At 69.7% G+C, this 11468-nt stretch carries 9 protein-coding genes; 1 reads left to right on the top strand and 8 read right to left on the bottom strand.

The genetic code is table 11. The features are described from left to right. The first annotated feature begins 285 nt into the window (after window positions 1-285). The gene (locus AB0J66_RS42250; RefSeq protein WP_364673112.1) at window positions 286-879 is read left to right on the top strand and encodes a hypothetical protein; all 594 of its coding nucleotides are present in this window, start codon (window positions 286-288) and stop codon (window positions 877-879) included. Between the two features lie 21 nt (window positions 880-900). Here AB0J66_RS42250 and nuoN read toward each other — a convergent pair whose 3' ends face one another. Genes nuoN through AB0J66_RS42210 form a run of 8 tightly spaced genes read right to left on the bottom strand, consistent with a single transcriptional unit; the run spans window position 901 to window position 11467 of the window. Next, window positions 901-2433: an NADH-quinone oxidoreductase subunit NuoN gene (nuoN, locus tag AB0J66_RS42245; RefSeq protein ID WP_364673110.1), complete on the bottom strand. Its 1533-nt coding sequence runs from the start codon at window positions 2431-2433 to the stop codon at window positions 901-903. Window positions 2434-2435: 2 nt separating this feature from the next. Continuing rightward, complete coding sequence (locus AB0J66_RS42240) at window positions 2436-3971, bottom strand: NADH-quinone oxidoreductase subunit M (RefSeq protein WP_364673108.1); 1536 nt, start codon at window positions 3969-3971, stop codon at window positions 2436-2438. After that, window positions 3968-5887: an NADH-quinone oxidoreductase subunit L gene (gene nuoL, locus AB0J66_RS42235; RefSeq protein ID WP_364673107.1), complete on the bottom strand. Its 1920-nt coding sequence runs from the start codon at window positions 5885-5887 to the stop codon at window positions 3968-3970. The genes AB0J66_RS42240 and nuoL overlap by 4 nt, the downstream gene beginning before the upstream one ends. A gap of 11 nt (window positions 5888-5898) precedes the next feature. Beyond that, entirely contained in the window at window positions 5899-6198 is a 300-nt protein-coding gene (nuoK, locus tag AB0J66_RS42230) for an NADH-quinone oxidoreductase subunit NuoK (RefSeq protein WP_360260504.1), read from the bottom strand. Further along, the gene (locus AB0J66_RS42225; RefSeq protein WP_364673105.1) at window positions 6195-6938 is read right to left on the bottom strand and encodes an NADH-quinone oxidoreductase subunit J; all 744 of its coding nucleotides are present in this window, start codon (window positions 6936-6938) and stop codon (window positions 6195-6197) included. The genes nuoK and AB0J66_RS42225 overlap by 4 nt, the downstream gene beginning before the upstream one ends. Continuing rightward, window positions 6938-7567, bottom strand: coding sequence for an NADH-quinone oxidoreductase subunit NuoI (gene nuoI / locus AB0J66_RS42220; protein ID WP_364673103.1), 630 nt, complete (start codon window positions 7565-7567; stop codon window positions 6938-6940). Before nuoI ends, AB0J66_RS42225 begins: the two co-directional genes overlap by 1 nt. 1 nt (window position 7568) lies before the next feature. Then, entirely contained in the window at window positions 7569-8939 is a 1371-nt protein-coding gene (nuoH, locus tag AB0J66_RS42215) for an NADH-quinone oxidoreductase subunit NuoH (RefSeq protein ID WP_364673119.1), read from the bottom strand. A gap of 11 nt (window positions 8940-8950) precedes the next feature. Beyond that, entirely contained in the window at window positions 8951-11467 is a 2517-nt protein-coding gene (locus AB0J66_RS42210) for an NADH-quinone oxidoreductase subunit G (RefSeq protein ID WP_364673102.1), read from the bottom strand. Window position 11468 lies beyond the last annotated feature (1 nt).

Raw genomic sequence — 11468 nt, 5'->3', positions numbered from 1 at the left:
GCCGGGCGGGCCGGAGGTGGGGCCGGGCGGGCCGGAGGTGGGGCCGGGCGGGCCGGAGGTGGGGCCGGGCGGGCCGGAGGTGGGGCCGGGCGGGCTGGCCCGGGCTGACGGGCTGGAAGCGGGGGTTGGAGGCTGCGCTGAAGACGGGGTCAGCCCGAGGGTCAGCCGGAAGGGGCCGGCGGGCCAGCGAGCCAGCGAGCCAGCAGGCCAGCGGGCCAGCGGGCGGCCCGTCGTTTGTGGTCCACTTCGGGCGTGCGGAAGTGGGCTGCGGTTTTAGTCGGGATTGTGCTGATTGTTGTGGCCGGCGTCGAGGGGGCGCGCTGGTGGAGCGGGCGCCCGCCCTACTCCCCCGAGGAACTCGCCGCGACCGCTGAGCTGCGGCTGGTCGACCCGACCACGGCCAGGACGGCGCTCGGCCCGAACATGGTTCCCGAGCTGGCCAAGGATCAGCAAATCTTCCTCGGCAAGGTGAGCTGGCATCAGCCGGCCCACCCGGAGGGCGCCCTCTACGTGATGCTCTTTCACCACCGCACCCACCGCCCGCCCGCGATGCTGGTCCCTCAGGCCACGCCCGGCGACGAGGCGGGTGTCGGCTCGAACGGCGCGCTGTGGGACGCCGCCGAGCGGTATCCCTGGCTGGCGGGCGCGGCCGGCGTGTATGAACCGGGGTTCGGATACACCTCGACCGACGCGCTCGCCGTCTACAAGCTTGGCCGGGAAGAGTTGAGCTTCGCCGCTGTGCTGCTGCCCGCCGACGTCGATTTCGGCAGCCGGGTACCTCGGGCCACCACCCCGGCCGTCGCGACCGATCTGACCGTCGCGCTGGTGCAGGTCAACGAGAACGGCCGGGCCACTTGGGCCCGGCGCCTGCTCAACTGAGCAGACGCCGGGCCGGCAGAACTATCGGACGAACTGCGCCGCGTCGCGGGTCAGGTCGATCAGCGGCGCCGGGACGACGCCCAGGGCGAACGTCGCGAGGACGCCGATGGCCAGGGCGGCCGACGTCAGGAAGCCCGGGATCGACACGGTCGGCGTCGACTCGCCCGGCTCGGAGAGCCACAGCAGCACGACCACCCGCAGGTACGGGAAGGCGATCAGCATGCTGGTCAGCACCCCGACGATGACGAGCCAGGTCTGCCCGCCCTCGATGGCCGCCCCGAAGACCGCGAACTTGCTGGTGAAGCCGCTGGTCAGCGGGATGCCGGCGAAGGCCAGCAGGATGAAGGTGAACACGGCGGCGAACAGCGGGCTCTTGCGGCCGAGGCCGGCCCAGCGGGACAGGTGGGTCGCCTCGCCGTCGGCGTCGCGGACCAGGGTGACGATGCCGAAGGCCGCGAGGACCGAGAAGCCGTACGCCACCAGGTAGAACATCGTGCTGCTGAGCCCCTCCTCGTTGAGGGCCAGCACGCCGACCAGCAGGTAGCCGGCGTTGGCGATCGACGAGTAGGCGAGAAGCCGCTTCATGTCGGTCTGGGTGACCGCCAGGACGGCGCCGACCAGCATGGTCAGGACGGCGACCGTGCCCAGCACCGGCTGGAAGTCCCAGCGGACGCCGTCGAAGGCCACGTACAGGATCCGCAGCAGGGCGCCGAAGGCGGCGACCTTGGTGCAGGCCGCCATCAGGGCCGTGACCGGCGTGGGCGCGCCCTGGTAGACGTCGGGCGTCCACACGTGGAACGGGGCAAGGGCGGCCTTGAAGAGCAGGCCGATGGCGATCAGCGCGAGTCCGCCGTACAGCAGGACCTGGCTCTGCTGGGGGTTGATCACCGCCTGGTGCACCTGGGCCAGGCTGATCCCGCCGGCGAAGCCGTAGATCAGGGCCACCCCGAACAGGAAGAACGCCGAGGCGTAGGACCCGAGCAGGAAGTACTTCAGCGCGGCCTCCTGGCTGAGCAGGCGACGCCGGCGGGCGAGCGCGCACAGCAGGTAGAGCGGCAGCGAGAAGACCTCGAGCGCGACGAACATGGTGAGCAGGTCGTTGGCCGCGACGAACAGCAGCATGCCGCCGAGGGCGAACATGGTCAGCGGGTAGATCTCGGTGAGGCCGGGCTGGTCGCCGGCCTGCTTGACGTCCTTCTGGGAGCCGACGGTGATGGCCGCCTGCGAGACGAACGGGCCGCCGCGCTCGAGCGAGCGGTCACCGATCAGCATCAGCGAGACCAGGCCGAGGACGAGCAGCGCGCCCTGCAGGAACAGGGTCGGGCCGTCGACCGCGACCGCGCCGCCGATGGTGATCGTCCGGGTGCTGTGCTGGAAGATCACCGCGACGAAGGCGGCCACGATCCCGAGGAAGGCCAGGCTGAGCTGGACGGTGTTGCGCAGCCGGCGGGGCGCGGTCACCTCGACGATGATGCCGAGGCAGGCCACCCCGAACAGGATCAACATCGGCGCCAGGGCGCCGTAGTCGATGGCGGGCAGTTTCAGGTCTCCCATGGCTAGCGCGCCACCCTTTCGTTCGCGATGACCGGCGTCGGGTCCTGCACGCCGACGTCCTGCATGGTCGCCTGCACGGCCGGGTTGATCACGTCGGTGACCGGCTTGGGATAGAAGCCGAGCAGGATGATCAGCAGAATGAGCGGGGCCACCACGATCTTTTCCCGGAGCGTGATGTCCTTGCGCATCCCCGGCACCGTGGTCAGGGTCGGGTTGAGGGTGCCCTGGGTGGTCCGCTGGATCATCCACAGCACGTAGGCGGCGGCCAGGATGATCCCGGCGGTCGCGATCACCGCGTACGTCTTGTGCACGGTGAAGGTGCCGATCAGCACCAGGAACTCGCTGATGAACGGGGCCGTGCCGGGCAGGGCCAGGGAGGCCAGACCGGCGAAGAACAGCACCCCGGCCAGGACCGGGACCATCTTGCCGGCCCCGCCGAAGTCGCTGACCAGGTTGGACCCGCGGCGGGCGACGAACATGCCGACCACGATGAAGAGCAGGCCGGTGGCCAGGCCGTGGTTGACCATGTAGAGCACCGAGCCGGTGCCGCCCTGCGTGGTGAAGGCGAAGATGCCGATGCCGATGAAGCCGAAGTGGGCGATCGACGTGTACGACACCAGGCGCTTGAGGTCGTTCTGCCCGACCGCCAGCAGCGCGGCGTAGATGATGCCGATGACCGCGAGGACCAGGGCGGCCGGGGCGAACCAGCGCGACGCCTCCGGGAACAGCGGGAGGCAGTAGCGCAGGATGCCGAACGTGCCGACCTTGTCCATCACGCCGACGAGCAGCGCGGCCGCACCGGCGGGGGCGGCCCCACCGGCGTCCGGCAGCCAGGTGTGGAACGGGAAGAACGGCGCCTTGATCGCGAAGGCGACGAAGAACCCGAGGAACAGCCAGCGGGCCGTGTTCTGATCGATCGACCCGGCCGCGGCGGCCAGGTTGTTGAAGTCGAACGTGTGCCCGCCGACGACCCACAGCCCGATCACCGCGGCCAGCATGAACAGGCCGCCGACGAGGCTGTAGAGGAAGAACTTCACCGCGGCGTACTGCCGGCGGGGACCGCCGAAGGAGCCGATGATGAAGTACATCGGGATCAGCATGACCTCGAAGAACACGTAGAACAGGAAGATGTCGGCCGCCGCGAAGACGCCGATCATCGTGAACTCGAAGGCCAGCAGCAGCGCGAAGTACGTCGGGGCGGAGCGCTTGCTCTGCTCGACATCGTGCCAGGAGGCCAGGATGACGATCGGGAACAGCACCGCGATCAGCATCAGCATGACCAGCGCGATGCCGTCGGCGGCGAAGGTGAACCGCGCGTCCCAGGACGGGATCCAGGCGTACGACTCCCGGAACTGGAAGCGGTCGCCCCCGTTCTGGAAGGCGATCCACATGACGATGCTCAGCACGAGCACCACCAGCGACCAGCCCAGCGCCACCAGCTTGGCCAGCTCGGCCTTGGCGCGCGGGATGCAGGCCACCACGACCGCGCCGACCAGCGGCAGCAGCGTCAGGATGGACAGAAAGGGAAAGTCTTTCACGCCAACCACCCAAGCTGGATCGCGAGGAAGGCGCCGACGACCAGGACGGCACCGGTGAGCATCGAGAGGGCGTACGACCGTACGAAGCCGGTCTGCAGTCGCCGGAGGCGCCCGGAAGTGCCGCCGACCCCGGCCGCGATCCCGTTGACCACGCCGTCGATGCCCTTGTTGTCGAGGTAGACCAGCGCCCGCGTCAGGTAGATGCCGGGCCGCTCGAACACCGCCTCGTTGAACGCGTCGGTGTAGAGGTTGCGGCGGGCGGCCGTGACGACCGCCCCGGCCGGCTGCGGCTCGAGCGCCGTCCCGTTGCGGAACAACGCCCAGGCCAGACCGGCCCCGAGCACCGTGATGACCAAGCTGAGCACCGTGATCAGCCAGTGCGGCATGACGGCGTGGTGCTCCTCGTGCTCGCCGAAGGTCGGCACCAGCCAGTCCGGGATCGAGGTGGAGAGCAGGAAGCCGGCCGCGATCGAGCCGAGAGCCAGCAACATCAAAGGCACAGTCATGATGTACGGCGACTCGTGCGGATGCTTGTTGTCCTCGGTGTAGCGCTCCGGCCCGTGGAACGTGAGCACGAACAGCCGCGTCATGTAGAACGCGGTCAGACCGGCGCCGAGCAGCGCCGCCCAGCCGAACAGCCAGGATGTCCAGTCGCCGCGTTCGAAGGCCGCCGCGATGATCGGCTCCTTGGAGAAGTAGCCGGACAGCGGCGGGATGCCGATGATCGCGAGCCAGCCCATCATGAAGGTGAGCCAGGTCCACTTCATGTATTTGCGCAGGCCGCCGAAGCGCCGGATGTCGACCTGGTCGTGCATGCCGTGCATGACCGAGCCGGCCCCGAGGAACATGTTGGCCTTGAAGAAGCCGTGGGCCAGCAGGTGGATGATGGCCAGGGCGTACGCCCCACCGCCGAGCCCGACGCCGAGGAACATGTAACCGATCTGGCTGACCGTCGACCAGGCGAGCACCCGCTTGATGTCGTCCTTGGCGGCGCCGATGATGCAGCCCAGGAGCAGCGTCAGGGCGCCGACGCTGACCACGATCACCTGGAGCGTGGAGTTCGCCGAGAAGATCGGGTTGGACCGGGCGATCAGGTAGACGCCCGCGGTGACCATCGTGGCCGCGTGGATCAGGGCCGAGACCGGGGTCGGGCCCTCCATCGCGTCCGGCAGCCAGGCCTGCAGCGGGAACTGGCCGGACTTGCCGGCCGCGCCGAGCAGCAGCAGGATGCCGACGACCAGCACCACGGTCGAGCTGAGCCCGCTCACGCCGCTGAACACCTCGTCGTACTGCGTGGTGCCGAGGTAGGCGAAGAGGGTGAAGATGCCGATGGCCAGGCCGGCGTCGCCGACCCGGTTCATCAGGAACGCCTTCTTGCCGGCGGTGGCCGCGGACGGCCGGGTGTACCAGAAGGAGATCAGCAGGTACGACGCCAGGCCGACGCCCTCCCAGCCGAAGTACAGCATCACGTAGTTGTTGCCGAGGACGAGCAGGAGCATCGCCGCGACGAACAGGTTGAAGTAGCCGAAGAACTTCCGGCGGCCCTCGTCGTGCTCCATGTAGCCGACGGCGTACAGGTGGATCAGCGAGCCGACGCCGGTGATGAGCAGGACGAAGACGCCGGAGAGCGGATCGAAGAGCAGTCCGAAGTCGACGTGCAGGTTGCCGACGACGATGAAGTCCCAGAGGCTCTGCTGCGCCGAGCGCTTGTCCTCGTCGAGGCCGGACAGGCTGATGAAGAAGATCAATCCCAACACGAACGAGGCGGCCACCGCGAGGACACCGAGCCAGTGTCCCCACTTGTCGGCCCTCTTGCCGAGCAGCAGCAGGACCGCGGCGCTGACCAGCGGAATGGCCACCAGCAGCCAGATTCCGCTCAGCACCCCCGTCGCGTGGGCGTACTCCACTTGTTCCACGGGTAGGCCCTTCAGTACTTGAGGAGGTTCGCGTCGTCGACGCTCGCGGAGCGCCTCGTACGGAAGATCGACATGATGATCGCGAGCCCGACCACGACCTCGGCCGCCGCGACGACCATCACGAAGAACGCGATGATCTGGCCGTCGAGGCTGCCGTTGATGCGGCTGAAGGTGACCAGGGCGAGGTTCGCGGCGTTGAGCATCAGCTCGATGCACATGAACAGCACGATGGCGTTGCGGCGGACGAGCACCCCGGCGGCGCCGATGGTGAACAGGATGGCCGCCAGCACGAGGTAATAGTCAGGAGTCACTTCTCTGTTCCCTTCGGGGCCGCCTCGTCCGCCGTGAGCTCACGCAGCGGCAGGATGGGCGAGATGCTCCGCTCGGCCCCGTTGCCGTCCGGCAGGCGGGCGGGCGCGGCGACCGACATCGTGTTGGCGTACACGCCCGGTCCCGGCTTCGGCCCGGGATAGCTGCCGGGGCGGAAGCGCTGCTTCATCCGGGTGACCTGGTCGACGATGTCGGCCTTGGCCCGTTCGACGTGGGCCAGGACCATGGCGCCGACGGCCGCGGTGATGAGCAGCGCCGACGTGACTTCGAAGGCGAAGACGTAGCGGGTGAACAGCAGCGACGCGAGGCCCTGCACGTTGCCGTTGGCGTTCGCCTCGGTCAGGCCGACCGTCGGGGTGTCGCCGAGCGACCGGGCCAGACCGGTGCCGACCAGGATCGCGAAGCCGACGCCGAGCACGATCGCGGCCACCCGCTGGCCGCGCAACGTCTCGATCAGCGAGTCCGAGGCGTCGCGGCCGACCAGCATGAGTACGAAGAGGAACAGCATCATGATGGCGCCGGTGTAGACGATGATCTGCACCATGCCGAGGAACGGCGCGGAGTTGATCACGTAGAAGACACCCAGGCACAGCATCGTCAGCACGAGCCAGAGGGCCGAGTGCACGGCGTTGCGGGCCAGCACCATGCCGAGCCCGCCGATCACCGCGATCGGGCCGAGGATCCAGAAGGCCACGGCCTCACCGGTGGAGACGTGATCCATCAGACCGGTTCCTTCCGCTGCGTGCCGGCCGTCTCCGGCCGGGGGTCGCCGCCGGTCGCGGTCGACGCGTCGTCCGTGCCCGCTTCCGACCAGGGCGCCCGCTCGGCGCCGACCGACGTGCCCGGGTTGGTCAGGGCCCCGACGTAGTAGTCCTTGTCGGTCTCGCCCAGGCGCATCGGGTGCGGCGGCTGCTCCATGCCCTCCAGCAGCGGGGCCAGCAGCTCCTTCTTCGTGAAGATCAGATCCTGCCGGCTGTCACGGGCCAGCTCGTACTCGTTGCTCATGGTGAGCGAGCGGGTCGGGCAGGCCTCGATGCACAGACCGCAGAAGATGCACCGCGCGTAGTTGATCTGGTAGATCCCCGCGTACCGCTCACCGGGCGAGAAACGCTGCTCGTCGGTGTTGTCGGCGCCCTCGACGTAGATCGCGTCGGCCGGGCAGGCCCAGGCGCAGAGCTCGCACCCGATGCACTTCTCCAGCCCGTCCGGGTGCCGGTTGAGGATGTGCCGCCCGTGGTAGCGCGGGGCCGGGGTCGGCGGGGTGAACGGGTAGTCGGTCGTGATGACCTTGCGGAACATGTGCGCGAAGGTCACCCCGAAACCCTTGAACGAGCCGGTGAACGTCCCCACGTCACACCTCCTTGTCGTCAGAGGGAGCGGACGGAGCGGAGTCGCCGCCCACCGTGGCGGGAGCCCGTTCGGCCACCGCCCGGCGTGCCCGTGGGCTGGGGGGGACCTGGAGATCGATGGGTGGCACCGGGAAGCTGCCCGGTGGCCTGGTCGCCAGCTGTTCCTCCAGGGACAGCTGCCGAGGCTTGCGCGCGGCCGGCCAGAGCATGGCGACCAGCAGGACGACGACCACGATGCCGACGATCGACAGCCACTTGGCCTGCTGCGACAGCTCGTTGTTGGCGACCTTGACGTAGCTCAGGAACAGGATCCACACCAGGTTGACCGGGATGAGGACCTTCCAGCCGAACCGCATGAACTGGTCGTAGCGCATGCGGGGCAGCGTGGCCCGCAGCCAGATGAAGCCGAAGAGCAGCAGCAGCACCTTGGCGAAGAACCAGATCAGCCCGAAGTAGCCGGCGTTGGCGCCCTCCCAGACCGCGGTGATCGGCCACGGCGCGCGCCAGCCACCGAGGAACAGCGTGGTGCAGAAGGCCGAGACGGTGATCATGTTGATGTACTCGGCCAGGAAGAAGAGCGCGAACTTGAACGACGAGTACTCGGTGTGGAAGCCACCGACCAGTTCGGACTCGGCCTCGGGGAGGTCGAACGGCGCCCGGTTGGTCTCGCCGACGGCCGCGATGCAGTAGATGACGAAGCTCGGCAGCAGCAGGATCGCGTACCAGCTGGGCGTGGTCGCCTCCCAGCCCAGGATGTTGATCGGGTTGCCCTCGGCCTGCGCCTTCACGATCTGCGAGGTGCTCATCGTGCCCGCGGTCATGAAGACGGCCACGATGGACAGGCCCATCGCGACCTCGTACGAGATCATCTGCGCGCTCGAGCGCAGACCGCCCAGCAGCGGGTAGGTCGAGCCGGAGGCCCAGCCCGCCAGCACCACGCCGTAGACGCTCATCGAGGAGCAGGCGAGCAGCACCAGCACCGAGACCGGCACGTCGGTCAGCTGCAGCGCCGTCTGCTGGCCGAACATGTTGACCACGCCGCCGAACGGGATGACCGAGAAGGCGGTGAAGGCCGTGGTCGCCGAGATGACCGGGGCGATGAAGTAGACCACCTTGTCGGCGGTCTTCGGGATGATCTCCTCCTTGAACGGCAGCTTGACGCCGTCCGTGAGGCTCTGCAGCCACCCCTTGGGGCCGACCTGGTTGGGGCCGGGCCGGACCGCCATCCGGGCCACGACCTTGCGCTCGTAGTTGATCGTGAAGAGCGTCAACAGGAGCAGCAGGACGAAGACGCCGAACAGCTTGATCAGCGTGATCCACCAGACGTCGTTCTCGAACGTCTGGAGGCTGGGATCGACGGCGTGCGCCGCCAGAATGGTCGACTTCATGCGTTCGCTCCCGCGGAGGCGAGGATCGGTCCGGGCCGGCCGGCGGAGAGCCGGACGACCGCGCCGGCGGTGACCCCGAGGCTGCGGCGCAGCGTCGAGCCCGGCGAGTTCGTGGGCAGCCACACCACCCGCGGCGGCAGGTCGGTGATCGCGACCGGCAGGGTGACCGCTCCGCGGTCGGTGCCGACCGTGAGCGCGTCCCCGTCGGCCACGCCCAGCTCCTCGGCCAGGTCCTTGCCGATCCGCGCGAGCGGCGTCCGGGCCGTGCCGGCCAGCACCGGGTCGCCCTCGGTCAGCGTGCCGAGGTCGATCAGGTGGTGCCAGGTGGCGAGAACAGCCTCGGCCGAGGCCGGCGCCGGCAGCGAAGCGGGTGAGACGGACGGCAGCGCCGGCCGGGCCCCGCTGCTCGCCGGCATCGCCCCGAGCTCACGGCGAATCGCCATGACGTCGCCCGTGCCCAGCGAAATGCCTTCAGTCGTTTCAAGGGCGGCGGTGGGGTGGTTGGACGGGTCCATGAGGGCGGCGACCGCCTCCAGCACGCGGCCGTCGGTCATGGCCGTGCTCGTCGGCAGCACCGTGCCGAAGGACCGCAGCCGGCCCTCCCAGTCGAGGTAGGTGCCGGACTTCTCGGCGGCCGGGGCCACCGGCAGCACCACGTCGGCCCGCCGGGTCACCGCGGTGTGGCGCAGCTCCAGGCTGACCACGAAGCCGGCGTTCTCGAGCGCCTGCTCGGCCAGCCGCGGGTCGGCCAGGTCGCCCGGGTCGACCCCGGCGACCAGCAGGCCACCCAGCTCGCCGGTGGCCGCGGCCGCGACGATCGCGTCGGTGTCGCGCCCGGGAGTTGCGGGCAGCGACTCGCTCCGCCAGGCCCGGGCCAGCTCGTCGCGCGCCCCCGCGTCGGCCACCAGGCGGCCGCCCGGCAGCAGGTTGGGCAGGCAGCCGGCGTCGATCGCGCCCCGGTCACCGGCCCGGCGCGGCACCCACGCGAGACGCGCGCCCGTGCGCTCGGCCAGCGCCGCCGCGGCCGAGAGACCACCCGGAACCGTGGCCAGCCGCTCGCCGACGATCAGGATCGCCCCCGGCTCGGCCAGCGCGGCGGCGATGGCGGGGTTGCCGGCCAGCAGCGCGGCCTCCTCACCGGGCACGGCGGCGATCAGGTTGGCCCCGAGCTTGGTGAAGCCCCGGGTCAGGTAGGGCGCGATGGCGGTCACCCGCAGCTTCTTGCGGGTGAAGCCCTTGCGCAGGCGCAGGAAGAGGATCGGGCACTCCTCTTCCGGCTCCAGCCCGGCGATCACCACCGAGCCCGCGTTCTCGACGTCGGTGTAGGTGACGTCGGCCAGCCCGGCCACCGACGAGGCCAGGAAGTCGGCCTCCTCGGCGCTGAGCGGGCGGGCCCGGAAGTCGATGTCGTTGGTGCCGAGGGCGAGCCGGGCGAACTTCGCGTACGCGTACGCGTCCTCCACCGTCAGCCGGCCGCCGGTGAGCACCCCGACCCCACCGGCCGAGCGGGCCGCGGCAAGGCCTTCGGCCGCCGTCAGCAGGGCCTCGCTCCAGGAGGCCTCCCGCAGCTCACCGTCCGCGCCCCGGATGAGCGGGTTGGTGATCCGCTCGTTGGCGGTCGTGTAGCGGAAGCCCCAGCGGCCCTTGTCGCAGTTCCACTCCTCGTTGACCTCCGGGTCGTCGCCGGCCAGCCGGCGCAGCACCTTGCCGCGGCGGTGGTCGGCCCGCATCGAGCAGCCGGCCGCGCAGTGCTCGCACGCCGTCGGCGTCGAGACCAGGTCGAACGGGCGGGCCCGGAACCTGTACTGCTCGCCGGTGAGCGCGCCGACCGGGCAGATCTGGATCGTGTTGCCGGAGAAGTACGAGTTGAAGGCGACGTCGCCCTCACCCTCGCCGACCTGACCGTCACCGGTGCCGCGGCCGCCGAAGAAGTCGTCGCGGTAGACGTTGATCTGCTCGCCGGACGAGCGGTCCATCAGGTCGATGAACTTGTCGCCGGCGATCTCCTCGGAGAACCGGGTGCAGCGCTGGCACAGGATGCAACGCTCGCGGTCGAGCAGCACCTGGCTGGAGATGTGGATCGGCTTCTCGTACTCGCGCTTGTGCTCGTGGAAGCGGGAGTCGGTGCGCCCGTTGCTCATCGCCTGGTTCTGCAGCGGGCACTCGCCGCCCTTGTCGCAGGTCGGGCAGTCGAGCGGGTGGTTGGCCAGCAGCAGCTCCATCACGCCGCCCTGCGCCTTGGCGGCCACCTCGGAGGTGAGCTGCGTGCGCACCACCATGCCCTCGGCGACCGTCTGGGTGCAGGAGGCGACCGGCTTGCGCTGGCCCTCGATGTCGACCAGGCACTGCCGGCAGGCGCCGGCCGGCGCGAGCAGCGGGTGGTCGCAGAAGCGGGGAATCGCGATGCCCATCCGCTCGGCGACGCGGATGACGAGCTCGCCCTTCTCCGCGGTCACCTCGATCCCGTCGATCGTGAGCGTGACGGTGTCCGTCTTCTTCGCTACGTCGGTCATG

The organism is Actinoplanes sp. NPDC049598, assembly GCF_040675435.1.
Classification (GTDB): domain Bacteria; phylum Actinomycetota; class Actinomycetes; order Mycobacteriales; family Micromonosporaceae; genus Actinoplanes.
This window is presented reverse-complemented; position numbering and strand designations above follow the sequence as displayed.

Bases quoted from the DNA above. Each gene is read 5' to 3' on its own strand.
- nuoN (WP_364673110.1), bottom strand. From the start codon at position 2,433: ATGGGAGACCTGAAACTGCCCGCCATCGACTACGGCGCCCTGGCGCCG.
- AB0J66_RS42225 (WP_364673105.1), bottom strand. From the start codon at position 6,938: ATGGATCACGTCTCCACCGGTGAGGCCGTGGCCTTCTGGATCCTCGGC.
- AB0J66_RS42210 (WP_364673102.1), bottom strand. From the start codon at position 11,467: ATGACCGACGTAGCGAAGAAGACGGACACCGTCACGCTCACGATCGAC.